This is a genomic window from Lysinibacillus sp. COL-1 (genome assembly GCF_059814265.1).
This window is the reverse complement of the sequence record NZ_JCAWSJ010000004.1, coordinates 1047481-1071147: the sequence shown is the minus strand read 5'-3', so window position 1 is coordinate 1071147 and position 23667 is coordinate 1047481. Positions and strand designations below refer to the sequence as shown.

Here is a 23667-nt window from a genome sequence, read left to right as displayed (position 1 = left end):
ATAAAGATTGGTACAACGAACGCATAATCGTTGTACCAATCTTTTATTTTTGTATCAGCACTTGAAACTCTTGCCAATCATATAAACGTGGAAGATTCACATGCTGGTTATAGGATTGATTTTTTAAAATCACCTTAGTTGTCACATCATGAAGTGTTTCCAGCACTGTTGGTTTATCATCTACATAAACATCTAACGCAAGCTCTTTTATAATATTGACTTTTTCTGCATCCTGCATTCCACAGAAAAAATGACCGTCCGTTATTGGAAAACCTTGCGCCTCCATCCATGCTTTTGTTTGTGTACAGTATTGTTTGGGACGAGATGTAATATAGTAAATATCATGCCCTTGCGCCGCTAGAGCTTGGAGCGTTTTTATTGCCCCCTCAAAAGAAGGACAGTCCGTAAAATAAATCTCCTCCATTGTACTATTCCACATTGCATAACCTTCTTCGTCTGTTAAACCAAAAGGCTCATGTATTTCTACACGTTGTAAGGCTTGAAAGGTTTTAAAGGAAACATTTTTACCTAGTTTTTTATTATAGAGTAAAAAAGCGTGTGCTCGTAAATCAATTAAAGTGTCATCTATATCAAAGCCAAATTTCATCTAGTTGTTCGCCCTTTCAAGAAGCCTTATTTATAAAGTTAGAAGCAAATGTTTGCTCTTTTTCAATTTGTTTTGCTAATACTTCCTCAATGGCTTGCTTACGCATTTGTTGAAAATCTTGTACATTAAATTGTGCTAACGTGTCTTTATTTAGCAAAGATGCCAAACAATCGGCATCTTTTAGAGCACTATTTAATCCAAATGCCCCAGTTGGTGTCATCGTATGGACAGCATCACCTAACAATACAATGCCCTGGGTACCCCAACAGTCACAGTGACTACTGAAAACATCTAATAAAACAAAGTCTTTCCAAGACTGAATATGCTCTTGTACTGTATTAGCTAATAGTGGAAATTGTGTTGTAAGCTGCTGGATAAAAGGAGTAAAAGCTTGTTTGCGCAGCTGAGGGAAACTACCCTGTTCGATATTCCAGCCTATTTGAATATAACCACCAACTTGCGTAAACAATGACAGCTGCTTATCATCGATTAGTGCCATTTTTATAGAAGGTTCCCAATTTGAAGGTGCAGGAATTTTAGCCCATAGTAAATCAAAGCCATGTTTCTGTTTCTGAACATCAATATGTGCTTCCTTACGGATGGTAGAATAGCGACCATCTGCACCAATAATTAATTGGCTATCAATTTTGATAGTGTTTCCATTTTTTATTGCTATAACTCCTCTATAATGACCAGAAGTGTCTACGATGAGCTTTGTTACCTTTGTATGTAGCAAGCATGTAAAGTTGGGAAACGGCCGTGTATTTTGTAAAATTCCTTTTAATAAATGAGCTTGTGGGACATGTATGCCTAAATGACCTACTGCTTCATCAGGAAAAATCGTTTTAAAGGCGTTACCATCTGCGTAATACTCCAGCTTCTCCATTCGTAATATACCGTGTGACTCAACTGCCTCAAAAAGATGATGATTTTTTAAAACAGCCTCGCCCTCTTCATTTAAGTGCTCGCCTCGAAATGACTGACCAAGTGCTGCGTTTTGCTCAAGTAGGATCACTGTTAGCCCTTTTTTGGCTAGTAAGTAGGCTAACAGTGCGCCAGCTGGTCCTGCCCCTACTATACAAACATCTGCTTGATAGTTCACTTTTCTTCACCTTGCTTTGGATAAGCAATAATACGCAAATCCTCGCCTACCTTATCAAATGAAGTCCATTCAACATTCCATGCCTCATTCATTTGAGAAGGACTATAACCAGCAAACGGTGTTAATGATAGATTCCCACCGAGAACTTTAGGCGCTATATACACCACATATTTGTCGATCGCTCCTTGCTGTAAAAAAGAAGCATTTATTTTACTTCCTCCTTCGAGCAAAATATCCGTAATGCCATGTGTATAAAGCTTTTCAAGCATATCATCAAGCTGAAGTCCATATTCATTTTTACGTACTGGTAAAACCGTCACACCTTTGTCTGTAAATCGCTTCATTTTTTCTTGGCTTACGTCCTCACTACATACAAGAATCGTATGTGCTTCCTCCGTATTTAACACATTTGCATAATCGGGTGTGCGTAGAGAACTATCCATAATAATACGTGTTGGATTTTTTCCGTATCCTTCTTTTAATCTTGTTGTTAAAGTAGGATTGTCAGCAATGACTGTACCCACACCGACTAAAATGCCGTCTACTTCATGGCGAATATAGTGAACATCCTCACGTGCAGCCTCGCCAGTTACCCATTTAGAATGCCCTGTATGTGTGGCAATTTTCCCATCTAAAGTCATAGCAAATTTGGAAATAACAAATGGGCGTTGTGTCAGCATATTGTGGATGAAACGTTCATTAACACGGCGAGCTTGTTGCTCCAAAACTCCCACCTCAACTACTATACCCGCATCCCGTAGCAATTGAATGCCTTGCCCTGCTACAGCTGGGTTTGGGTCTTGCATGGCTACCACAACTCGACTTACACCAGATTCCTTCACTAGCTTCGCACAAGGTGGTGTCTTCCCATAATGCGAACAAGGCTCTAACGTTACATATAATGTAGCATCTTGTGCATGCTCTCCAGCCATACGAAAAGCATGCACTTCAGCATGTGGTTCACCTGCTTTTCTGTGTAAGCCCGTGCCTACAATTACGCCATTCTTCACGATCACAGCCCCAACAAGTGGATTAGGGTTCGTATTTCCTTTGGCACTCGCTGCTAAATCGAGTGCTAATTGCATATACTTTTCATCAACATTTGCCATCATCACAACCTCCACCTATTATTTTTCGCGCATATGTCCAGATTTTTCAACTTTTGTTTCTAAATAAAAACGATTTGTCTCTGTCAAACCGCCCCATAATGGAACATGCCCTTCGGCAGCCATACCGCGAGCCTGTAAAGCAGCCAATTTCTTCGGATTATTTGTAATAAGTGTGACAGGTTTTGTGCGTAGAGTAGCTAATACCGCAAGTGCCTCGTCATATGAACGAGTATCATCTGGGAAGCCGAGTGCATGATTTGCTTCTACTGTATCTAGCCCTTCCTCTTGTAATAAATAAGCAAGAGATTTAGAGAATAACCCTATGCCACGACCTTCATGATCGGCTAAATAAAATATAGCGCCACAGCCGTGCTCTGCGATCATTTTCATGGATTCATGCAACTGGTAGCCACAATCACAGCGCTGACTGCCAAAGATGTCACCAGTGTGACAAATACTATGCATTCGGATTAAAGCATCCTCGGAATGGGTAAAATCACCATACACCAGCACAGATGATTGTTGCAAAAATGCTAAATTGGCATTTGCTAAACCATCAATAATTTCCTCTTTCGTTAAATTTGCATCAACTGTTAGCCAGTTATACCATTGAAATGATGCAGAAAAATCGCCTTGTTTTACAGGTAAATTCACTGGGCCAACTAGACAAATATTTTCTGTATTTGTATGCTTCACGATTGTCATTTTATCCTTCACTAAGTCCATAACTTTAGTCGTAATTGTCATATTAATCTCCAACCTTCTATAGAAACAGTTGGCTGAATTCGCCAACTGAGCACATGTATTTTTACATCACTTACATAACGTAACTTAGTTTATAATAATAACTAAAAAGTGTCAAACAACAGCTATTATTCTTTTAATATAAATGATAGATACCAAAATTTTAGCATTACTTTTTCATCATATACCACTAGCTTATGGAGGTGCTATTTTTTCTGTGCAGGCTAGTCTATAATAAGCTGTGGTACTGTAATGACGAAAGGAAGTTTAAAATGAACTTAGAAAAAAATGTTCAAGTAAAGCAGCCAAAATATCAACAAATAGCCATCGACCTTGCCTCTAAGATCGTAGAAAGAAAATACCGCATTGGCGATAAAATATACGCAAGATCCTCTCTTGCAAGTCAATACAATGTTTCAGCAGAGACTGCGAGAAGAGCCATTGCCGTGTTACAAGACTTAGAAATTGTTGAGGCTTCTAAAGGTAGCGGCGTAATTATTAAATCGTATGAAAAAGCAGCACAATTCGTCAGACAGTTTCATGATGTTCAATCCATTCACGAAATACAAAATGAACTATTGACGAGTATTCAAAAGCAGCATCATGAATTAATTAATTTACAAGACAAGGCAAAGCAGCTCATTAGCCGCACTGAGCATTACCGTTCGGTCAATCCATTCATTCCTTATCAATTAGAAATGACAGCTGATAGTCCATGCATTCATCAAACTGTACAAACCTTAAATTTTTGGCAAAATACATCAAGCACCATTGTTGGTATACGACGTGGCAATGAATTATTACTATCCCCTGGTCCTTATGTCTCATTTGAGGAAGGTGACATTATTTATTTTGTCGGAAATGATGAAAGCTTCGCCAGAGTTCAAAGCTTTTTATATCCAAATTAAAAACCGTTTAAACGCTGATATAACAGCGTTTAAACGGTTTTTTTCTTATTAGTCGATTTGACAAAAGTAACAACTCTTTGTTACAGTAAGGTTGTTACTTGTTTATTTTTGGGTATCATTATCCTCACATAGTAATAATCTACGAAAGGAGTGCTTCTATGGAAAAAATTAAAATAGAACACGTATCAAAAGTGTTTGGTAAACATATTCCCCAAGCACTAGAACTCGTTAAACAGCAAAAAAGTAAAACTGATATCTTAAAAGAAACAGGTGCGACTGTTGGTGTATACGATGCAAGCTTTACGGTCAACGAAGGAGAAATCTTCGTGATCATGGGACTGTCAGGAAGTGGTAAATCAACACTTATACGGCTCTTAAACCGCCTTATTGAACCAACGAGCGGAAATATATATATCGATGGAGAAAATATTTCTACTATGGGAAAAGAAAGTCTACGGACTGTCAGAAGAAATAAAATGAGTATGGTTTTTCAAAACTTCGGTTTATTCCCCCATCGCACATTACTTCAAAATACCGAATATGGCCTTGAAGTTCGAGGTATTTCAAAGCAAGAACGCCAAGCAAAAGCGGAACAGGCTCTCGAAAATGCTGGATTACTCGCATACAAAGATCAATACCCAAGTCAATTATCAGGTGGTATGCAGCAGCGTGTTGGGTTAGCACGTGCCCTTGCCAACGATCCTGAAATACTATTAATGGATGAAGCTTTTTCTGCACTGGATCCATTGATCCGTAAAGAAATGCAAGATGAGCTACTTGATCTACAACAAAAATTGAAGAAAACTATTTTATTCATTACACATGATTTAAATGAAGCATTACGTATTGGGGATCGCATCGCCATTATGAAGGATGGTTCAATCATTCAGATTGGTACAGGAGAAGAAATATTAACCAATCCAGCCAATGACTATGTCAAAACATTCGTGGAAGATGTGGACCGTTCGAAAGTATTAACAGCAGAAAACGTTATGGTGCGTCCTGTTTATGTCAATGTAGACCTTGACGGTCCTAAAGTAGCGCTTAAACGTATGCGTCAAGAGGCTGTCAGTTTATTAATGGCTGTTGATAAAAATAGACATTTAAAAGGCTTTATTACAGCTGATGATGCACTGGCTGCAGCTAAAAAACACGAACAAACAGTCCATTCTATTGTGCAATCAGAGGTGTTAACTGTTCCGCCAGATATGCTTTTACAGGATATTTTAGGAATGATCTATAATTCACCTACTCCTATTGCAGTTGTCAAAGATGACCGCTTACTGGGTGTTCTGATTAGAGGCGTTGTCATCCAAGCACTGTCAACGAGCGATGAGGAGGCCGAAGCACATGAATAATTTTTTAGATAATATTCCAACAATTCCACTAGCTACGTGGGTTGAATCAGCTATGGACTGGTTGACGAGTAATTTTTCAGCGTTCTTTAACACGATTCAACAATTTGGAAAACTACTCATGAATCAGGTCACTGATTTACTAATTAGTATCCCAGCCATTATTCTTATATTACTTGTCGTGATATTTGCCTTCTTTGTAGCTGGTAAAAAATTCGGGCTTGCCGCATTTTCATTAATAGGCTTGCTGTTTATCTATAACCAAGGATTATGGACTCACCTTATGGAGACAACCACGCTTGTAATCTTTTCAAGTATTATATCCATCATCATCGGTATTCCACTTGGTATTCTAATGTCCAAATCAACAATAGCTGAAAACATTATTAAACCAATACTCGATTTCATGCAAACAATGCCTGGCTTTGTGTACCTAATCCCAGCAGTTGCCTTCTTCGGTATCGGGATTGTGCCTGGTGTCTTTGCTTCTGTTATTTTTGCTTTACCCCCAACTGTACGTATGACAAACCTAGGTATTCGTCAGGTACCAAAGGAATTAGTAGAAGCCGCAGACTCTTATGGTAGTAAGGCTAGTCAAAAACTATTTAAAGTAGAAATTCCTCTTGCGAAATCAACGATTATGGCAGGAATTAACCAAACCGTTATGCTATCACTTTCTATGGTAGTTATCGCCTCTATGATTGGGGCTCCAGGTCTAGGACGTGAAGTATTAACAGCCTTACAGCGTACACAAGTTGGGAATGGCTTCGTTGCAGGCTTAGGCTTAGTTATTTTTGCGATTATCATTGACCGTTTAACACAAAGCTTCAATAAAAAGAAAGCTTTATAGAATATAGTTAATCTTTCTCGCCTGCAGCCATCAAGCGATGGGTGTCGGCAGTTTGATACAAAACGATGAATAGAAAGGGAGATTCGATGAAACTGAAAACACTATCTAAGTTAGGAATGGCTCTAGGTCTAGGCCTCATGCTTGCTGCATGTAGTGGAGGCGACACAGGGTCAAGCTCTGGTAAAAACAGTGATTCTAAGGAGGTCAACTTAGCCTATGTTGAATGGGATACAGAAATCGCCTCAACGAATGTCGTGGGGCAAGTACTCGAAGATTTAGGCTATGATGTAGCATTAACTCCTTTGGATAATGCGATTATGTGGGAGGCTGTTTCGAAAGGAGAGGCTGATGGAATGGTAGCGGCATGGTTACCACATACACACGCCTCACAATATGAGAAATATAAAGCTAATTTAGATGAGCTTGGCGAAAACCTTGCTGGTGCAAAAATTGGCTTAGTTGTCCCAAGTTATATGAATGTAAATTCTATTGAAGATTTAACAAATGAAGCTGATCATACTATTACAGGTATCGAGCCTGGTGCTGGTATTACTGCTGCTACAGAAAAAGCTTTAGGAGAATATGATAATTTAGCAGATTGGAACTTTATTACATCTTCTTCTGGTGCCATGACAACTTCATTGGCAAAAGCGTTAAAAAATAAAGAAGAAATCATTGTAACTGGTTGGTCACCACACTGGAAATTTGCAAAATATGATCTTAAATACTTAGAAGATCCAAAAGGTGTATATGGTGGAGAAGAAACAATTAATACATTCGCTCGTAAAGGCTTAAAAGAAGATTTACCAGATGTATACTCGGTGCTTGATAACTTCCACTGGACTGCAGAGGATTTAGAAAGTGTCATGCTTGAAGTAATGGATGGCAAAGATCCAAAAGAGGCTGCAAAAGAATGGGTGGAAGCTAATCCAGATAAAGTAGCAGAATGGACAAAAGACGTAAAAAAATAATATAAAAAATGCACTTCCACTTTTACAAGGGGAAGTGCATTTTTTCTTACGACAATAGCTTCAACATAATGGCTGCTCCTAAAACAAGTACAATGCAAACCATCCGTCTCCAATCCTTTGATTCATTAAAAAATAACATACCCAGTAGTGCTCCCCCAGCTGCTCCAATTCCTGTCCAAATAGCATAGGCAGTACCCATTGGTAATGTTTCCATCGCATAAGCAAGACCCGCAAAACTTAAGGTAAATGCAAAAATCAGCAGCCCTAAATTTTTTATAGTCTTTGTTTTATTATATTTACTAATCATATATACGCCCATCATCTCACATAACCCTGCCATAACTAATGCCATCCATGCCATTATTCATTCACCTCTTGTTCCTTCGGCTCTCCCGTTACAAGCTTTAAGCCCACAACTCCTGCAAGTAAAACAACAATACATATTATTTTGGCTAATTTCCACGGCTCCCCAAACAACAAGCTATCTGCACAAACAGTCCCCGCTGTCCCTAATCCAACAAAGACAGCGTATACCGTACCAACAGGTAAATGCTCCCCCGCTTTTATGAGTAAATAAAAACTAATAAAAATAGCAATAACTGTCCCAATCCATTCCAGCACACTCGTTGCATGCTTTAAACCAATGACCCAGCCTACTTCAAAGCAAGCCGCTATAATGACACTGATCCACTGTTTATTCATCCTAAATCCCTCCATTTTATGAGACACGGTCGATTAACTGATTGATAAAGCACCTTCCTCAGCTTTCGCCAAATAACATGATTTTAGCCAAACAAAAAAGCCTGAAGAAACTGTCATTAAACAGTATCTCCCAGGCTTTTATCCTTCCGTGTCACAAAATTAATTTGTGGTTTTCTCTCGGACCAGACTAGCAAAAGCTACGGAACCCTAGAAAACTTTTCATTCGATTATTGCTCTTAGTATAGCAAACCTTTTAATAATTTTCCACTGGTACATAGCCGACCCTTTCAACCATCGCTTGCCCTTCCTCAGAAAGTATCCATTCAATAAGTTTCTGCGTATTTTGATTTTCTGTTCCGGCTGTGATGGCATAAAATTCAGCAACTAAAGGATATGTATCATTTTGAATCGTTTCTTTTGTTGGGGCTACCCCGTCAATGGATAGTAATTTGATTTTTTGATTACCGACCATCTCTGTAGAATAATATCTAAACGTAAAGCCCATTGCGTTTTTATAATTTCGATATTGTGATACTTCACGAATGATTCCTCCCATTCCCGACACAATATCTTCAGAAGGCGCCGCCATAATTGGCGTATTGCCCATCAATTTTTCTAATGTTGTTTGACTTCCACTATCTGCTGGGCGTTGAAAAGCACGGATTGGCTCATTCTCCCCACCGACCTCATGCCAATTGGTTATTTCACCAGCGTATATTTTCTTCACCTGCTCAAGCGTGACATTATCCACACTGTTTTTATGATGCACGAAGAAGACAAATGCTTCACGTCCAATTGGTGTCATGTCAAATGTAAGACCTTCCTTTTCTGCTTGCCACTCTTGTGAGGTGGACGGTGCTGCTGCAAAGATAAGATCCACATCTCCTGCTATTAAATTTTGATAGGCTTCAGGTGTTCGGCTTACTTGAACTCTACTAGTATCTGGCTGATAGTCACCTTTGGGATAAGTAGCCTCTACCAAAGCCGCATACAAAGGATACATGGCTGTTGCACCATCTAATCTTGGTAATGACTCGGTCAATTGTAAGGATGCTTTTGTGTCAGGCTTTATCACTTTATTGCCCAGCGTAAATGGCTGATAGGCAGATACATCAATTTCCGCATCAACAGTAGGAATGCTCATTTTATAATAATGTTGGATTGGTTTGATGGAAGCTATTAATAAGGCAATACCCATTACTCCAAATAACCATCCTCTTCGTCTTTTGGTGTTGGTCCATTTAAATACACTACAAATAAACAGGACAAATAAACAAACAGGTACTGTCCAAACTAACTGTATCAAATGAATGCTGCCATTCAGTGTGATAATCAATGCAACCATTAATGTCACTACTGATAAACCAATCAACACAGATACGATTTGTATAAACTTTAACATTGGAACCCCCTTTCAGTGTAATTTTACACTCCCTATAGTTAGCATACTTGAAAGATAGAGCATTCACAACTATATATTCTGAAAATTATGCTAAAATTAAATTTATCTTGATTTAACGACTTCTTTTGTTTTTACAAAAAAACAGAAAAGTCCCTCTTTAAAGGTAGAGGAGCTTTTGAAGAACAAGCTCGAATGAATCAGGACACCATTATGACGAGGCGTCATTGATAAAAGTAGGAGGAGTGTACATATGGCGATTGAAAAAGTACGTAGTCATTTAGCAAAATGGCATGTTGAACACAAAATACAAGAGCTGGAAGAAAGCTCAGCGACTGTTGAATTAGCAGCGCAGGCCCTTGGCTGTGAGCCCGAACGCATCGCAAAATCATTATCTTTTCTTGTGAATGATGGCGCGGTATTAATTGTTGCTGCAGGGGATGCTAAAATCGATAATGCAAAATATAAAGCAATGTTTGGTACAAAGGCAAAGATGTTATCCAAGGACGATGTGGAGACGATGATTGGTCATGATATCGGAGGTGTTTGCCCTTTTGGTGTGAACGAAGGTGTAGCCATTTATTTAGATGAATCTTTGAGACGTTTTACCACTGTTTTTCCTGCATGTGGTAGCAGCAATTCAGCCATTGAGGTAACGATTTCAGAACTCGAAACGTATGCCCCTTATAAAGAATGGATTGATGTCTGTAAAGGCTGGAATGAATAAGGACTAAACGATGAGGCTGGGACATAACTCATTTTATTGAGAAAAAGCAAAAAATGAATGTTATTTTTGTAATTTATTAAAGTATATGTGTTCTAATAACGCAAAAAAATGTTAGACCAAACTTGTAAATGGTCTAACATTTTTTCTTTTGTCCCAGCCTCCTTCTACAAAACTAGATTTGTTAGTCCCTATAACCCACAGCTAGCCAATGTGAATCCCATTCTGTTATTTGATTACCGACACGACAGCTTAAACCACATGCTCGATTGTCAGCAACAAATGAACCTATTAGCCATTTTTTAGTCTGATATCCTTCTTTTAATTGAATTGTCATGCTAGGCATCTCCACATACTGTTGGAAAATAAACAAATTATCATCATAATGTGTGGATGTGGAGGCATTTATTTTCTGCCCACTTGCTGCGTAAATTTCTACTGTATTTCCTTCCCGAGAATAAACAGGCTTCTTCACATAAGGAAGATTATTACGAATAAACGGCTCAGCTGAAAGATAGGTTGGTAGCATATATTGCTGAATAGCTACCCGTTCCTCAGCGGTAAAGAGTAAAGGATCGTTTCTCCGCTCCCATATTAACCACAATAAGATTTTCGATTGTAATACATAAGCAGCAGGCGGATTAATGATAGCTAACTGTCGTTTTTTGACAAGTTCTAACAAATGCAGCCCAATGCGATCACCATCTGATGCTACATCATCCATTAAAAACTCTACAGGATGTGCAGGTCGAAATAATATATCGATTTTCTCCATTGCAGGTGTATAAAGACCTTGTACTATATGTGGTGTATCACTAGTAAATATGATGAGATCTTGGATAGGTACATACTCAATATCAAAAGGAATACAGCGCTTAATAAACTGTACCTGGCAATACTCCTCATAATCCTCTTTGGCTGCTTTACCCGTGATGACAACCTTTGGCTTTTTAACATTATGTAAATATTGCATAGCAGCAAAAAGCGCACCTGACAATGTTTTTTGTAAGGCTATTGTATCATTTGGATTGTTATAGCCAAGATGCTGACAAAGTGCCTCATTTATCTCGAAGGTTTCTTGTACAAGGAACGGTGTTTCTCCATTCAACTCTAGACATTTAATGTGGCCCTCCTCTGTACAAACAAAGTCAAATCGCGCCAAAACAGATTGCTGTTGTAAATAGTCTAGTTGAATATACGGTATCATTTCAGGGCGAATCCCTAAAGCTAAAAGTTGATCAATCGACAAATGCTTAAATTGTTTCCCTACTTTTAAAAAGATGCGCCAAAGTATTTGTGTTGCGTAGTGAAGTTGATTTATCTGCTGCTTTGGCAATTCTAAGACATCATATAGCGCATACTCTAAATCCTCAAAGTCAGGAAAAAAGTCTGAGAATTTTGAATAGAACGCTTGCCGTTGTTGTGTATGATTCATCATGTTATTTGCTCCCTTTCCACACTTTATGAGGAGGACGAGCCGCCACGGGATGCTCCACCTGAACCAAAACCAGATTTTCCTGTGCTGGAGGAGGAGCTATTAGAATAGGAGTTCGTGTTTCTTGATGAACTGTCTGTTGAATAAGAGCGTTGTCCACTCGAATAAGTATTTGAACCATTTGAAGTTGTACCAGCCTTATTTTTTGAACTGTTTGTAATACCATTTGTAGATTTATTATTTGCATTACCACTTTGTGTCGATCGCGGTACTGCAGAACCGCCACCATTTTGCTCATTTCGATCTGTGCCATTTTTTAAATTACGACTTTTATAAATAGCACTTCCAATCATTGCTCCAGCAGTTGCATACATAAGCTCATTAAAGAAATGCTGTGCATAGTAAGGAGAATTTTCATCAAGACATTCATAGGAGCCATCGTCTCCTTCTTGCCATTCATCACAGGCATCTGCCATTTCACTATTATAAACACTTGCTATCTCTTCATTTGTGTTTCCTTGACCTTGATCTTCCGTTACTAGGGTAGACGTAGAAGAAGCTACTGTCTGTGTTTCGCTATTGCCACATGCTGCTAATTGCACAGCCATAAAAGATGCTGTTGTCACAGCCATATATTTTTTCATTTGCTTTGCCATATTATAAACGCTCCTTTATTTCTGTTCTCTAGTTTACGATTGTCTATCATGATAGGTTTCACTTTTACAAAAACATACAATTAATTTTAGCAAAAAAATCCCAAACAGTATGCATGTTTGGGATTTCCAGAGTTTTATGATTGCTTTGTCACAGATTTTTTGCCATAAGTCATAAATCGCCATAGCTTTTCGAATGGTCCAATTGAAAAGAATTTAAACCAAATCACACTAAAGATAATTTGAATGATAAAAGTAATGCTTGCAATGATTACTATTTCTGATGGTGAAACAACTTGTAAGCCCATTAACGAAATGATAGCCGTCCCAATAAAGCTTTGCATCAAATAGTTTGTAAACGCCATTTGTCCTACACGTCCAATTGGTTGAAGCAGCTTCGCTATTTGTTTATTTTCTAATAGTAAAAATAAACAGCTTAAATAAAAATAGGTTGTTGGCACAACTCCTAAGCCAATAATTGATTGGATTTGTTGGTCATCTGCTTGTGATGCGAACCAAATCCATAGAGAAAATCCAATAAAGAATGGACATGTACTATAAAGCACTCTTTTTATTTTTTGAGCATGCTCACTAATATCGCCAACCCAACCAGCTTTTGCAACTAAAAAACCACTTAAAAACATGATAAAAATCGCTACGGCATCATTGCCTAATAAGCCATAAATAGCTGATAAAACAGCATTATTTGGCATATACATTTGACCTAGGATAACAAGAATATGAAGTGAAATGATGGTAAATAACCATTTACTAATAGTTGAAATCTTGACAGAGTAAAATGGTAGCAATAAAAATCCAATCACCGCATAAATGGCTAAGATGGAACCCCAAAATAGAAAAATATGAATAATGCCAATCAATAATAGCGCCAATAAACGTCTAGCAAAACGCTTTCTTGGTCTATCCCCACGAGCTTCTGCACGTGAAGCAAAAATATAAAAGCCAACGCCAAACAGAAATGAAAAGATAGAGAAGAATTTCTTTTCAATGAAAATATCAATAAGTGAATCAATGATGCCATTGATACCACTCATATCAGGCATAGGACCTCCCTCTATGAGGACCACATAGGCACCTACATTAATAAATAAAATACCGAATAACGCTAATCCTCGAATAATGTCTAAGGAAACGATACGTTCCTTTTGTGTAACAGATGGATTCATGTTGAATTAACTCCTTATCTTTTATGCTATAGCTAGCATAACTCCCCATCCTTACAGCTATTTTTTTTAAAGCTTACAGGAACCTTACAAATCAAAAATAGTCTTATAGTTTTTCATCCGCTTCTTCAAAAAAATGTTTCATATTTTATAGTAAAAACATCGTAAAGAGAGGTTTAACAGATGAATAGAAATCGCAAGCTCGGTTTTTGTTATCCCGGTTATCGATACTGTGGACCTGGTTGCTCAGGACCAGGTGAGCCTAAAAATGCTGTGGATAGTTGCTGTAAATTGCATGATGAATGCTATGCACGCCATGGTAGCACAAAGTTCTGTGATGAATTGTTTCAACAATGCCTCCGCCCCCATATGAATGCAAATCATAAAATGGCTAGAGATGCCCGTTTGTTTTATCGCGTTTTCGAATTACGTCATCGATTTTTTTAACAATGACGCTCACGATGTTTTTGCAAACAGCGTGGGCTACTTCTTTGTATAAATAGCATATTTTTGCGGAGTCGTAAAACCAAGCTTTGTGCCTAGATACATAGATGCGGTATTTGACACATCACAATCCCAGCAAGGCTTTAGCTGGTTGGCAAGACAATGATCGATAAAAATGTGGGCAACCCTGCCAGCTAATCCTTGCCCCCTAAAATTCGAATCTGTCATAATATCAATTTCTGCAAAATCATTTGATTTAAAAATAGAGACAGCTTCACTAACGATTTGCTCTTGCAGCACTAAGCAATAGCCAAAACCATTTTCAAGGAAATTAGCTGTTGAATCCCAATATTCATCGTAGTAAGCATAGGTAAACGCCTGTGCATTTTTTATATGATGATGAGTAATAGGCATAACCTCAAAATTGGGTACTTCCCGCTCCTCTCTAGAATCATACAAACTTTCATCGAAAGTAAAGGTATAGCGCTCTAATTTTCGAAGTTGGTCATTTAGCAGTTGTTCAATTTTAATATTCCAATGTTCTGAATAAGAAAATAAGGTAAAACGTTTCTTTTGCTCTATAGACTGTTGAAAACAACAGACAAGCTGATCGTCAAGTACCGTATGAATTGAATCGCCAGCTACAAAATAGATTCCTGATTTTGTTTGAAATAATAATGTTTGTAAATTCTCTGTGTCTGTATAGACCGTACCTTCTATTAATTGATCTAGTATACTATACACAAATGTCGGGGCTCTTTTAATGGTTTGTTTAATGATTGGGTAATGAGCCTCTATAATTTTCATCATGCTACCTCCTCCTGTTATTTCTATTCTCTTATAATAATAGATAAATTTAGTTAAAGGGACTGAATGATGCGCAGATAGCCATATTTTGCATCCAATATCACGAAAATCTTGGAGGCTGGAAAAAATTAAATTTTACTTTGCTGGCTAACTATACGCTTTAGCGAAATCAAATTTAAAAGCTAAGAATGATAGAATTCTATCATTCTTAGCTTCTTCATTTAGTGATACATGCCATGATTAATTTTCCCTGTTAACTTCTCTATTTGTACTTCAAACAACTCGATTTTAGGCAGAATTGGATAGCCTTCTTTTTCAAATGTCCATGCAGGATTGCCATACTTCTCAAGCAGTGCATCAAAAAACCATTCTTTCTTCGACTCCTCCTCAATGCGTACGACCTGTCCAAACAACACCACGCTTTGATACACAAGTGCAGATTGACAGGCATATTTTTTCCCTGGATGTAAATCACCCATCTCACTCACTTCGATACAGATTTTAGGATTTTGTTTAATATTTGACCAAAAATGGCTTTCTCGAATATTACCAATATGCAAATATAGTTTATCTTCTCCCTCATATACATAGACAAACGGAATAACGTATGGAAAACCTTCCTCACCAACCGTTGCAACATGTGCTACTTGCCCTACTTTTAAGAAATGCTGTGCTTCCTCTTGTGAAATTTCTACACGCTTGTTTTGAATCGTACCTCTCATCATACTTTAACCCCCTCATGAAAATATATCACGATTAACTCAATCGTTTATTTTAAACATACATATATTTTACATCTTTAACACACCTAAAAAAAGGATAAATTTTCTTTTGAATAATAAAAGCCAAGAATGCTTAATCCATGCATTCTTGGCTTTCTTGTTATTTAATTGGAATCCAAATTTCAGAATAGGAGTCAGGACTATAGGCATCCTCTTCAGGATAAACCTCAAGTTCCGCTGTTCCTGCTGGTTCGTATGGATTGGACGGGAACCACTCTGAATAAATTTGCTTCCACGTATTTTGCATCGCATCTGGCATAGGGCCATGTACTTCAAAGACAACCCATTTGGAGGCAGGTACTTCCATTGTTAATAGATCTTCTCCTACTTCCCCTACATGATCTGTAGCAATCCAGTAATCAATGAAACCCTTTTGTCCTTGGTTTGTATTTGGTACACAAACACCTAGTACTCCATTGATATTGCCATTATTTAATTGGTATAGTTGATGGTCGAAGCCACTTTGATTTACCTCTTGCCAAAATAGAGGAATTTCTCGTGTGTTCTCCCCGTCTTGACAGTTGTACGTTCTTTTCACTCCAACAATTTGAAACTTTTCTTTTTCTACGATTTTATACTTCATTGGTTCTGCTCCCTTCAAGCTTACCTGGATGACCAGGCAATTGTATGATTGTAATGGCCCTTGTTTCTTTCTTGCTTCACTAGGCGTTATATGGTGCTGCTTACGAAACGCTTTTGTAAAAGCTTCAGGAGTTTCATAGCCATATTTGTAGGCGAGATCGATTATTTTTTGTTCCGTGCCTATTAATTCTTGTGCAGCTAATGTCAATCTTCTTCGTCGCAGATAATCAGCAATGGACATATCCGTCAAAATTGCAAACGTGCGTTGAAAATGAAAGACAGATGAATTAACCTCCTGTGCAATCTGTTCAATCGTAATGTCCTCTAATAAATGATCCTCCATAAAATTAATGGCCTTTTGAATCGACTCAATCCAACTCATTGCTTTCACTCCTTGATTCCATCATAAAATAGATATTGCTGTATAACCTGTCTTTTTATGCTAACTTTGGACAGGTTAAAAGGGAAGTATTTTCCCGACGATTCTCCCTACTTATTTTCACCCTCCACCCTACACATATTTACAACTACGTTCTTTAATAGGTAAATTAAGTATAAATAGAAATGAAATGGAGGTTTTTCTCTTGGGAAAATGGCAAGGTGCTGCTGCTATTTGTTTGAACGATAACAATCAATTATTAATGGTTTTACAAGGAACGGTGGAAGAAGAAAAAACGTGGGCTGTTCCATCAGGTGGTAAAGAAGCAGCGGAAGATTTTAAGGCTTGCTGTATTCGAGAGGTTTATGAAGAAACGGGCTATATAGTGGCTATTCTAAAAGAAATTTATTGTAAGCAGAATGAAGCTGTGGAAGTTCATTACTTTGAAACAGTTATGATTGACGGACAAATGATGATTCATGATCCTGACGAATTAATTTATGACATTGCTTGGCAATCAAAAAATGAAGTGGCCCAATTGTCATTAACTTTTCCAGAAGATCGTGCCTTTCTTTTATCTTTATTTCAATAAAAAAGTCACGTCTTAATGACATGACTCATCTCAAGTACATATTGCTAATCGTTTTGTTGATAAATAATTAAAGCAGAATGGATGACTGTCTGTTCGCCAATATAGAGCGTATTGTATTTGATATCAAGTATTAAAAAGCTTCTTAAATCTACTAAAGCCCGGTTAATGTCATGTTCAAATTGCACAATATCATTGTTTTGAATGGTCACAACCTGGGTCGTTTGTGTCATTGCCCACACTCCTTTTCTCTAATAATAGATGAAAAGAAAGGAAATGTAAAAGTGTTGGAGCCAAAACAGCTCCAACGCTTTTTAGTACATCGTTAAATACTCCTCACGTTCCCAGTTGTGGACGCGTGTGCGATATTTATTCCACTCAATTTCTTTGGCGACTGTAAATTTATCATAAATATGATCGCCTAGTGCATTACGAACAATGGTATCCATCTCTAATTCAATCAACGCATATTCTAATGAGGAAGGTAAGCTATCAATTCCGTTCAACTCTCGCTCTCCTGCTGTCATTTTATAAATATTACGATCTACTGCTGCAGGTGGCATTAAATCTTTCCGTATGCCATCAAGTCCAGATGCTAAAATAACAGCCATTGCTAAGTATGGATTTGCGGCTGGATCAACTGAACGCAATTCAATTCGAGTAGATAGTCCACGAGCTGCTGGAATACGAATTAGTGGTGAACGGTTTTGAGCAGACCACGCGACATAACAAGGAGCCTCATAGCCAGGCACTAGTCGTTTATAGGAATTAACAAGTGGATTCGTAATAGCGGTAAAGCCGTGTACATGCTTTATAATCCCTGCCATAAAACTACGTGCCGTTGCACTTAATTGTAAGTCTGCATGTTCATCATAGAAGGCATTTTTATCACCCTCGAATAATGATAGATTAAAATGCATTCCTGAGCCGTTTACACCGAATAATGGCTTTGGCATAAATGTTGCATGGAGACCATGCTGTGCAGCAATGGTTTTTACGACTAACTTAAACGTTTGTATGTTATCACATGCCTCAATGGCACTAGCATACTTAAAATCAATTTCATGCTGACCAGGTGCGACTTCATGATGGGAGGCTTCAATTTCAAAGCCCATTCCCTCTAACTCTAAAACGATATCACGACGACAATTCTCTCCCAAATCTGTCGGTGCTAAATCGAAGTAGCCTCCACTATCATTTAACTCTAGTGTTGGATGCCCCTTATCATCCAGTTTGAATAAGAAGAACTCTGGCTCTGGCCCTAAATTAAAGGAAGTAAAGCCTAACTCCTCCATTTCCTTTAAAACGCGTTTCAAATTGGAGCGCGGATCTCCTTCAAACGGCGTTCCATCTGGTCTGGCAATATCACAAATAAAACGAGCCACCTTGCCTTTCTCAGCAGTCCAAGGAAAAATCACGAATGTATCAAAGTCAGGCTTTAAATACATATCAGATTCCTCTATACGCACAAAACCTTCAATGGATGAACCATCAAACATGACTTTATTATCTAATGCTTTTTCTAACTGACTGACAGGGACTTCCACATTTTTGATTGTTCCTAATATATCCGTAAATTGTAGGCGAATAAATTTCACATTTTCTTCTTTTACTCGGCGTATAATATCTTCTTTTGTGTAATGTTTCACTCTTCACCACTCCAATGTAAATTTAGTTAACATACGTTTTTATAACTGTTCTTAAAATACATGAAAATTGAAATTCACGCAATAGATATGTGAGGTTTTATAACATAGTTTTTTTTAGAATATATTTATCTTGATTTTCGATGCATAAAAAAAGTGTATCCATTTCCACAATGGATACACTTTTTTTATTTTAATATTGTAATAGCATATTAATGAACACAACTAGAATAACGATCGGTACAACGACTAACATTAACATACGATATGTTGCATAATAGCCCTGCCCTAAGTGACTACCCATTAACAGTTCTTTCCTTACAAATTCCTTATCCACTATGTGGGCAATAAAAATAGCAATGAATAAATTTCCTAATGGCAGCATTATATTCGACACTAAAAAATCAGTGGCATCAAAAATACTTTTCTCAAAAATGGTTACATCCGATAAAACACTAGAAGAAAGTGCCGCTGGAATAGCCGCAATCAATACGACTACACCAAGTAAAAGCGTCCACATCGGACGAGATTTCTGACTATGTTCCATAAATGCCGCTACGATAATCTCATATAAACTAAATGATGACGTTAATGTAGCAAATAAAAATAGCAATAAAAACATCGCTAAAAATAATTCTCCAAACGGCATTTGACTAAAAGCTGTCGGCAGCACCATGAACAACAAGCCCGGTCCCGCGGCTGGCTCTAAATCAAAGGCAAACACAACAGGGAAGATTGCTAAACCCGCTAAAAATGATACAAGCACGGTTAAGAGCACAACAGAACCTGCTGAATTTGGAAGGCTGACATCTTTTTTTAGATAGGAACTATATGTAACAAGACAAGAAAATCCTACAGCTAATCCAAAGAATGATTGTCCTAACGCTTCTAATAATGCCCTACCAGTAATATTTGAGAAATCAGGCCATAAGAAGAATTTCACTCCCTCCATTGCGCCATCTAATGTGACAGCACGCACAACCAGAACAATGAACATCACAAAGAGTAACGGCATCATCCATTTATTCGCCTTTTCAATACCATTTTGTACACCTAATGAAATAACGAGTACGTTAGCTAATGTAAACAAAGCTAAACCTACTAGCGTAATCCAAGGTGTACCTATAATTTTTCCAAATAGTGCAGCTGGATCAATCGCAGGATCTATCACAGCACCAGCGACGCCTAGCCCGCTGTAAATAAAAATCCAACCTCCAACAACACTATAAAATGTTAATAATAAAAAACAACCTAGCACACCCATTCGGCCAATCCAAGCCCATCCTGGTTTTGTCGGAGCAACCTTTTTATACGCGGTTACCGCCTCCGATTGTGTACCACGCCCTAAAACATACTCGGACAATAGCATTGGCAACCCTATTAATAACGTAAATAACACAAAGATTAGGAAGAATGCACCTCCACCACTTTGCCCCGTTACATACGGTAGCTTCCAAATTGCTCCTAGTCCAATCGCAGCACCCGCTGATGCTAAAATAAATCCTAATTTACTAGACCACTGTCCCTTTTTTTCACTCATCTCTTCAAACTCCTCAAACTTTCTAAACTCCCCTCTATTCTACATGAAAATGTGTTCTTCGACTAGATTATAATAATAAAGCACTAGAGCACGAGCATTTTCTACTACTTTTTTCTAATTTTATTCGTCCCATCACTTCTTCCCACAAAAAAACCTCGAGCTAACTACTCGAGGTTTATGGTCCATTATTTTGCTATATACATAGAGCGCTGGCGGTCGATCCATTTGCGCATTGTAGTAAATAAAAACGCCATAATAGCTGTTAATAAAATACCTTTTACAATATTAAATGGTAAAATTCCAGCGACGATCATTTTATAAAGGGAGTCACCTACAACAGGTTCCATACCAAGGAAATATGTGTACATCGGTAAAAATATAACATAGTTCAAAACGCTCATTCCTACTGCCATCACGACTGTTCCTGTCGCTAAACCTCCAACAAGACCAGCAGTCGTTTTAAAACGATTAAAAATAAAGCTAACTGGCAAAATAAATAAAATGCCTGTTGTAAAGTTGGCAATATGCCCTACTGGCACACCTGTTGGCGTACCCGAGAAAATCCAATCCAACACATTTTTAAATAATTCTACTAAAATACCAGCTACAGGTCCCATTGTGATGGCCGCTATTAATGCAGGCATATCACTAAAGTCCACTTCCAAAAATGCTGGGAACGGCGGTATTGGGAAATTAAAAAGCATTAATAAAAACGAAATACTGCTCAGCATACCAATCGTAATAAACGATTGAAGTTTAACATTTTTCTTCATAGAAAACTCTCTCCTCTTTGCTGATTCAATCTCGCAAGAAGAAAGGTGACGATCTTTCAATTGTTAGCATGAAAAAACCCTTATGCATTAAAAAGCACAAGGGAGAAAGGCATGACGAATAAGCGTCAATCTAAACTATTTTTTGAGCACTATTTTAAAAGCCATACAAAAAAAGCGCTCGGTCATAGTTCATTTCATAACAATGAATGACGATCGTACCTCCATCTTCTCCCATCCAGACTGTAACTGTCGGCCTTGGAATTTCACCAAGTCAGCCATGCAAATAAATTTGCACAGGTCGCGGGCTAAAGAGTTTTGCCTAAACCATTCGAGTTAATGAATAAACATTAACGGTTTAGCACTCTATTACCGCCGGTCGGGATTTTCACCCTGCCCCGAAGATGAATCACTATTATTTTATACTACAGTTTTACTATAAAGAATTATCAACAAAAAGTAAATAGTTCTGCTCAAAAAACCTATTAGACTTGTATGCATTGTAAAAAAAATGGAGCATCCTCACCGAACAGGAATGCTCCATTTCTTATTGTTATTTTCTTTGACTAAGGCATATATTGCTTATTTGGCCCTACAGGCTTTGGTAAAAACATTTTTAAATCAAAGCCCTCCCAGCTTTCTTGGACAACATTATTTAGGCGTAATTGTTGGTCAAAGCTAGCAGCCGTTAACATCATGGCCTCAATCAGTTGTGTGGCACGAATCGGTTCCATTGATGTTAAATCAAGCGGAAGATCAAATGTAACGACTACGCCCTCTGCTTCCTCTGTCACCGTATATGATACGTTTTCAGGAACAACGGACACATAGACATCATCATTTTTATTTTTCATCAGTGTGAGCGCCTCTGTGACATTTGCAAATGTTTGACGGAAATCTGGTGATAAATATTCTGCACCTGTACCATCTTGATATATATAATAATTATAATGCTTGGCGTTCGTTAATGACATAGGTGGACTTGGCTCACCTTCTTGAGAAAACTCATAAGGTGTTCCATCTTCATTTTGAATCTCAACTTCTGTATATTCAGAATCAGAGAATGTATCCTCCAAAGTTCCTTTGTACTCATTGACAGTAGCAGAAGCAACATCATAGCTATTGTCCTTTGGTAGCACATGGACAAGCTTATCGTCCTTCTCCTTCAGCTCACCTTTGTAAGGATGGTAATCAGTAAATCCTTTAGCTTTCTCATCTATTTGAGGCGCGTATTTTTCATACATCTGTAAAGTAGAAGGTTTTTCTGTTCCAAAATCCGTTGCTACTCGCTCATTTGGTATCACATACGTCATTGGTACACTTTCCGCATCTCGCCCTGCTAAGCCAATACGGAAAACGACAGCATCTTTCACATCTTCCTCATAGACAGATGACCGTAAAGATAACATGCGCTCATGCTCTGCTACGATAGGAGATTGGAGTGCTTCGTCTTGCGTAGCAGCCTCCTTTGGAGAAAGATCTTCCTGTAAAGTAGAATAGGTAGCCGTATCGGCAGTACTAGCTTGATCTTTATGTCCAACATCATTATTCATGACCATTGAGCCTACAAGTATCGTTAACGCAAAAACTGCTGCAATGCTCATAAAAATTGGCATTTTACGAAGCTTAGATCGTGTTGTTCGTTCTTCTTGGATGGAGGAATTGCTTTGCTTTTGTTCATCCTCTTTTGGTTGTTGTATCGCTTCTTGAAGGTAACTGTTATCCTGCAAGCGAGCATCTGCCATTAACCGATTTAATATGTCCTCTTTTGAACGGTGGTCAGAAAGCTTAGGGGCATTGTTCAATACATGTTCAAGCTGCTCATCATCAAATGGCTTATGCGTCATTGCCGTTTCGCCTCCTGTTCTCTAATCGGCTGTAGCTGTTGCCTTAAAAATTTTATGGCTCGATGCTGGGTCGTTTTTACCTTAGCTTCTGTCCAATCTAATATTTGAGCAGTTTCTGCAATCGATAAATCCTGAAAATAGCGCATAATAATGACCATTTTTTGGTCGCCTGTACAGTTTTCCAGTGCTGACGCTACTTGCATAAATTCATCACTGGCCTGTAGCATATCTTCCGGTGATGGTGTGGTTGAATGGAGCTGTTCCGTTTCCCAGTCAAAGAAATCAAGTGAATGCTTCTGGCGTACAGCCTGCTTTCTAAAATGATCAATCGCTACATTTTTGGCAATAGCAAAAAGCCATGTTTTCTCACTACTATTACCTGCAAATTGATCATATGAGCGCAATACTCGTACATAAACTTCATGTGCTAAATCTTCAGCCAATGTACGGTTTTTTACTAAATATATTAAAAACTGGAACACGTCTTGGTGATATGCATCGTATAGTCGATGGAACACGGAGTCATTCAAAGCACTCC

General features: G+C 38.0%; 26 protein-coding genes and 2 riboswitches. Of the genes, 7 read left to right on the top strand and 19 right to left on the bottom strand.

Annotated elements, in window-relative coordinates; genetic code table 11:
* Nucleotides 1–43 precede the first annotated feature (43 nt).
* From AC6BKE_RS13425 to AC6BKE_RS13410, 4 genes are read right to left on the bottom strand one after another with little or no spacing between them, the layout of a single operon-like run.
* Nucleotides 44–607, bottom strand: coding sequence for a 5' nucleotidase, NT5C type (locus AC6BKE_RS13425; RefSeq protein WP_036127725.1), 564 nt, complete (start codon nucleotides 605–607; stop codon nucleotides 44–46).
* A gap of 16 nt (nucleotides 608–623) precedes the next feature.
* A complete protein-coding gene (locus AC6BKE_RS13420; protein ID WP_036127728.1) occupies nucleotides 624–1709 on the bottom strand; it encodes an FAD-dependent oxidoreductase in 1086 nt (361 codons plus the stop codon).
* A complete protein-coding gene (gene ribD / locus AC6BKE_RS13415; protein ID WP_058843287.1) occupies nucleotides 1706–2818 on the bottom strand; it encodes a bifunctional diaminohydroxyphosphoribosylaminopyrimidine deaminase/5-amino-6-(5-phosphoribosylamino)uracil reductase RibD in 1113 nt (370 codons plus the stop codon). The genes AC6BKE_RS13420 and ribD overlap by 4 nt, the downstream gene beginning before the upstream one ends.
* Nucleotides 2819–2836: 18 nt before the next feature.
* Nucleotides 2837–3565: a GTP cyclohydrolase II gene (locus AC6BKE_RS13410; RefSeq protein ID WP_036127735.1), complete on the bottom strand. Its 729-nt coding sequence runs from the start codon at nucleotides 3563–3565 to the stop codon at nucleotides 2837–2839.
* A 269-nt stretch (nucleotides 3566–3834) separates the two neighbouring features.
* Between AC6BKE_RS13410 and AC6BKE_RS13405 the strand changes: the two genes are divergently transcribed.
* From AC6BKE_RS13405 to AC6BKE_RS13390, 4 genes are all read left to right on the top strand, one after another.
* Nucleotides 3835–4470 (top strand): GntR family transcriptional regulator, encoded by a 636-nt coding sequence (locus AC6BKE_RS13405; protein WP_036127739.1) that lies wholly within the window; start codon nucleotides 3835–3837, stop codon nucleotides 4468–4470.
* 158 nt (nucleotides 4471–4628) lie between these two features.
* Entirely contained in the window at nucleotides 4629–5828 is a 1200-nt protein-coding gene (locus tag AC6BKE_RS13400; RefSeq protein WP_036127743.1) for a quaternary amine ABC transporter ATP-binding protein, read from the top strand.
* A complete protein-coding gene (locus AC6BKE_RS13395) occupies nucleotides 5821–6675 on the top strand; it encodes an ABC transporter permease (RefSeq protein ID WP_036127746.1) in 855 nt (284 codons plus the stop codon). Before AC6BKE_RS13400 ends, AC6BKE_RS13395 begins: the two co-directional genes overlap by 8 nt.
* Nucleotides 6676–6761: 86 nt before the next feature.
* On the top strand, nucleotides 6762–7646 hold the full coding sequence (locus AC6BKE_RS13390) for a glycine betaine ABC transporter substrate-binding protein (protein ID WP_036127748.1): 885 nt from the start codon (nucleotides 6762–6764) through the stop codon (nucleotides 7644–7646).
* Nucleotides 7647–7692: 46 nt separating this feature from the next.
* Here AC6BKE_RS13390 and AC6BKE_RS13385 read toward each other — a convergent pair whose 3' ends face one another.
* The 3 genes from AC6BKE_RS13385 to AC6BKE_RS13375 form a co-directional block, all read right to left on the bottom strand.
* Nucleotides 7693–8007, bottom strand: coding sequence for a DMT family transporter (locus tag AC6BKE_RS13385; RefSeq protein ID WP_036127751.1), 315 nt, complete (start codon nucleotides 8005–8007; stop codon nucleotides 7693–7695).
* Nucleotides 8007–8348, bottom strand: a complete 342-nt coding sequence (locus tag AC6BKE_RS13380; RefSeq protein ID WP_036127755.1) for a DMT family transporter — start codon at nucleotides 8346–8348, stop codon at nucleotides 8007–8009. Before AC6BKE_RS13380 ends, AC6BKE_RS13385 begins: the two co-directional genes overlap by 1 nt.
* 125 nt (nucleotides 8349–8473) lie before the next feature.
* Nucleotides 8474–8570: riboswitch (guanidine-I (ykkC/yxkD leader) on the bottom strand.
* A 31-nt stretch (nucleotides 8571–8601) separates the two neighbouring features.
* Nucleotides 8602–9750, bottom strand: coding sequence for a PstS family phosphate ABC transporter substrate-binding protein (locus tag AC6BKE_RS13375; protein WP_499856909.1), 1149 nt, complete (start codon nucleotides 9748–9750; stop codon nucleotides 8602–8604).
* A gap of 250 nt (nucleotides 9751–10000) precedes the next feature.
* Between AC6BKE_RS13375 and AC6BKE_RS13370 the strand changes: the two genes are divergently transcribed.
* On the top strand, nucleotides 10001–10474 hold the full coding sequence (locus tag AC6BKE_RS13370) for a YbaK/EbsC family protein (RefSeq protein WP_036127760.1): 474 nt from the start codon (nucleotides 10001–10003) through the stop codon (nucleotides 10472–10474).
* 181 nt (nucleotides 10475–10655) lie between these two features.
* On the opposite strand, the gene AC6BKE_RS13365 is transcribed toward AC6BKE_RS13370, so the two are convergent.
* From AC6BKE_RS13365 to AC6BKE_RS13355, 3 genes are all read right to left on the bottom strand, one after another.
* Complete coding sequence (locus AC6BKE_RS13365) at nucleotides 10656–11909, bottom strand: glutathionylspermidine synthase family protein (RefSeq protein ID WP_499856908.1); 1254 nt, start codon at nucleotides 11907–11909, stop codon at nucleotides 10656–10658.
* A 23-nt stretch (nucleotides 11910–11932) separates the two neighbouring features.
* Nucleotides 11933–12562: a hypothetical protein gene (locus tag AC6BKE_RS13360; protein WP_499856907.1), complete on the bottom strand. Its 630-nt coding sequence runs from the start codon at nucleotides 12560–12562 to the stop codon at nucleotides 11933–11935.
* Between the two features lie 134 nt (nucleotides 12563–12696).
* Nucleotides 12697–13746, bottom strand: coding sequence for a DUF418 domain-containing protein (locus tag AC6BKE_RS13355; protein ID WP_499856906.1), 1050 nt, complete (start codon nucleotides 13744–13746; stop codon nucleotides 12697–12699).
* A 180-nt stretch (nucleotides 13747–13926) separates the two neighbouring features.
* Here AC6BKE_RS13355 and AC6BKE_RS13350 point away from each other — a divergent pair, with 180 nt between their 5' ends.
* Nucleotides 13927–14190, top strand: coding sequence for a Parvovirus coat protein VP1-like protein (locus AC6BKE_RS13350; RefSeq protein ID WP_499856905.1), 264 nt, complete (start codon nucleotides 13927–13929; stop codon nucleotides 14188–14190).
* Nucleotides 14191–14226: 36 nt separating this feature from the next.
* Here the strand turns inward: AC6BKE_RS13350 and AC6BKE_RS13345 are convergent, their stop codons facing one another.
* The 3 genes from AC6BKE_RS13345 to AC6BKE_RS13335 form a co-directional block, all read right to left on the bottom strand.
* Entirely contained in the window at nucleotides 14227–14997 is a 771-nt protein-coding gene (locus tag AC6BKE_RS13345) for a GNAT family N-acetyltransferase (RefSeq protein WP_499856904.1), read from the bottom strand.
* A gap of 218 nt (nucleotides 14998–15215) precedes the next feature.
* Nucleotides 15216–15719 (bottom strand): pyridoxamine 5'-phosphate oxidase family protein, encoded by a 504-nt coding sequence (locus AC6BKE_RS13340; RefSeq protein ID WP_271912610.1) that lies wholly within the window; start codon nucleotides 15717–15719, stop codon nucleotides 15216–15218.
* Nucleotides 15720–15876: 157 nt separating this feature from the next.
* Nucleotides 15877–16740 carry an AraC family transcriptional regulator gene (locus AC6BKE_RS13335; RefSeq protein ID WP_036127825.1) on the bottom strand — a complete coding sequence of 288 codons (864 nt, stop codon included), beginning with the start codon at nucleotides 16738–16740 and terminating at the stop codon, nucleotides 15877–15879.
* A 202-nt stretch (nucleotides 16741–16942) separates the two neighbouring features.
* Between AC6BKE_RS13335 and AC6BKE_RS13330 the strand changes: the two genes are divergently transcribed.
* Nucleotides 16943–17329, top strand: a complete 387-nt coding sequence (locus AC6BKE_RS13330; protein WP_230593962.1) for an NUDIX hydrolase — start codon at nucleotides 16943–16945, stop codon at nucleotides 17327–17329.
* A 44-nt stretch (nucleotides 17330–17373) separates the two neighbouring features.
* Here the strand turns inward: AC6BKE_RS13330 and AC6BKE_RS13325 are convergent, their stop codons facing one another.
* From AC6BKE_RS13325 to sigX, 6 genes are all read right to left on the bottom strand, one after another.
* Nucleotides 17374–17559 carry a sporulation protein Cse60 gene (locus AC6BKE_RS13325; RefSeq protein ID WP_036127831.1) on the bottom strand — a complete coding sequence of 62 codons (186 nt, stop codon included), beginning with the start codon at nucleotides 17557–17559 and terminating at the stop codon, nucleotides 17374–17376.
* Between the two features lie 81 nt (nucleotides 17560–17640).
* Complete coding sequence (glnA, locus tag AC6BKE_RS13320) at nucleotides 17641–18975, bottom strand: type I glutamate--ammonia ligase (RefSeq protein WP_499856903.1); 1335 nt, start codon at nucleotides 18973–18975, stop codon at nucleotides 17641–17643.
* 190 nt (nucleotides 18976–19165) lie between these two features.
* Nucleotides 19166–20512, bottom strand: a complete 1347-nt coding sequence (locus AC6BKE_RS13315; RefSeq protein ID WP_036127836.1) for a sodium-dependent transporter — start codon at nucleotides 20510–20512, stop codon at nucleotides 19166–19168.
* Between the two features lie 185 nt (nucleotides 20513–20697).
* Nucleotides 20698–21285 carry an ECF transporter S component gene (locus AC6BKE_RS13310; protein ID WP_036127840.1) on the bottom strand — a complete coding sequence of 196 codons (588 nt, stop codon included), beginning with the start codon at nucleotides 21283–21285 and terminating at the stop codon, nucleotides 20698–20700.
* A gap of 219 nt (nucleotides 21286–21504) precedes the next feature.
* Nucleotides 21505–21692: riboswitch (FMN riboswitch) on the bottom strand.
* Between the two features lie 156 nt (nucleotides 21693–21848).
* Nucleotides 21849–23129, bottom strand: coding sequence for an RsiX family anti-sigma factor (locus AC6BKE_RS13305; protein ID WP_058843276.1), 1281 nt, complete (start codon nucleotides 23127–23129; stop codon nucleotides 21849–21851).
* Nucleotides 23126–23659: an RNA polymerase sigma factor SigX gene (sigX, locus tag AC6BKE_RS13300; RefSeq protein ID WP_036127894.1), complete on the bottom strand. Its 534-nt coding sequence runs from the start codon at nucleotides 23657–23659 to the stop codon at nucleotides 23126–23128. The genes AC6BKE_RS13305 and sigX overlap by 4 nt, the downstream gene beginning before the upstream one ends.
* Between the last annotated feature and the right edge of the window lie 8 nt (nucleotides 23660–23667).

What these genes read in the sequence shown, in the direction of transcription:
- AC6BKE_RS13360 (WP_499856907.1), bottom strand. Translation starts at nt 12,562, where the DNA reads ATGGCAAAGCAAATGAAAAAATATATGGCTGTGACAACAGCATCTTTT.
- AC6BKE_RS13345 (WP_499856904.1), bottom strand. Translation starts at nt 14,997, where the DNA reads ATGATGAAAATTATAGAGGCTCATTACCCAATCATTAAACAAACCATT.
- AC6BKE_RS13325 (WP_036127831.1), bottom strand. Translation starts at nt 17,559, where the DNA reads ATGACACAAACGACCCAGGTTGTGACCATTCAAAACAATGATATTGTG.
- AC6BKE_RS13315 (WP_036127836.1), bottom strand. Translation starts at nt 20,512, where the DNA reads ATGAGTGAAAAAAAGGGACAGTGGTCTAGTAAATTAGGATTTATTTTA.
- AC6BKE_RS13410 (WP_036127735.1), bottom strand. Translation starts at nt 3,565, where the DNA reads ATGACAATTACGACTAAAGTTATGGACTTAGTGAAGGATAAAATGACA.
- AC6BKE_RS13370 (WP_036127760.1), top strand. Translation starts at nt 10,001, where the DNA reads ATGGCGATTGAAAAAGTACGTAGTCATTTAGCAAAATGGCATGTTGAA.
- AC6BKE_RS13355 (WP_499856906.1), bottom strand. Translation starts at nt 13,746, where the DNA reads ATGAATCCATCTGTTACACAAAAGGAACGTATCGTTTCCTTAGACATT.
- AC6BKE_RS13375 (WP_499856909.1), bottom strand. Translation starts at nt 9,750, where the DNA reads ATGTTAAAGTTTATACAAATCGTATCTGTGTTGATTGGTTTATCAGTA.
- AC6BKE_RS13340 (WP_271912610.1), bottom strand. Translation starts at nt 15,719, where the DNA reads ATGATGAGAGGTACGATTCAAAACAAGCGTGTAGAAATTTCACAAGAG.
- ribD (WP_058843287.1), bottom strand. Translation starts at nt 2,818, where the DNA reads ATGGCAAATGTTGATGAAAAGTATATGCAATTAGCACTCGATTTAGCA.
- AC6BKE_RS13425 (WP_036127725.1), bottom strand. Translation starts at nt 607, where the DNA reads ATGAAATTTGGCTTTGATATAGATGACACTTTAATTGATTTACGAGCA.
- AC6BKE_RS13305 (WP_058843276.1), bottom strand. Translation starts at nt 23,129, where the DNA reads ATGACGCATAAGCCATTTGATGATGAGCAGCTTGAACATGTATTGAAC.
- AC6BKE_RS13400 (WP_036127743.1), top strand. Translation starts at nt 4,629, where the DNA reads ATGGAAAAAATTAAAATAGAACACGTATCAAAAGTGTTTGGTAAACAT.
- AC6BKE_RS13335 (WP_036127825.1), bottom strand. Translation starts at nt 16,740, where the DNA reads ATGAGTTGGATTGAGTCGATTCAAAAGGCCATTAATTTTATGGAGGAT.
- AC6BKE_RS13310 (WP_036127840.1), bottom strand. Translation starts at nt 21,285, where the DNA reads ATGAAGAAAAATGTTAAACTTCAATCGTTTATTACGATTGGTATGCTG.
- AC6BKE_RS13380 (WP_036127755.1), bottom strand. Translation starts at nt 8,348, where the DNA reads ATGAATAAACAGTGGATCAGTGTCATTATAGCGGCTTGCTTTGAAGTA.
- AC6BKE_RS13385 (WP_036127751.1), bottom strand. Translation starts at nt 8,007, where the DNA reads ATGGCATGGATGGCATTAGTTATGGCAGGGTTATGTGAGATGATGGGC.
- AC6BKE_RS13405 (WP_036127739.1), top strand. Translation starts at nt 3,835, where the DNA reads ATGAACTTAGAAAAAAATGTTCAAGTAAAGCAGCCAAAATATCAACAA.
- AC6BKE_RS13350 (WP_499856905.1), top strand. Translation starts at nt 13,927, where the DNA reads ATGAATAGAAATCGCAAGCTCGGTTTTTGTTATCCCGGTTATCGATAC.
- AC6BKE_RS13395 (WP_036127746.1), top strand. Translation starts at nt 5,821, where the DNA reads ATGAATAATTTTTTAGATAATATTCCAACAATTCCACTAGCTACGTGG.
- AC6BKE_RS13390 (WP_036127748.1), top strand. Translation starts at nt 6,762, where the DNA reads ATGAAACTGAAAACACTATCTAAGTTAGGAATGGCTCTAGGTCTAGGC.
- AC6BKE_RS13365 (WP_499856908.1), bottom strand. Translation starts at nt 11,909, where the DNA reads ATGATGAATCATACACAACAACGGCAAGCGTTCTATTCAAAATTCTCA.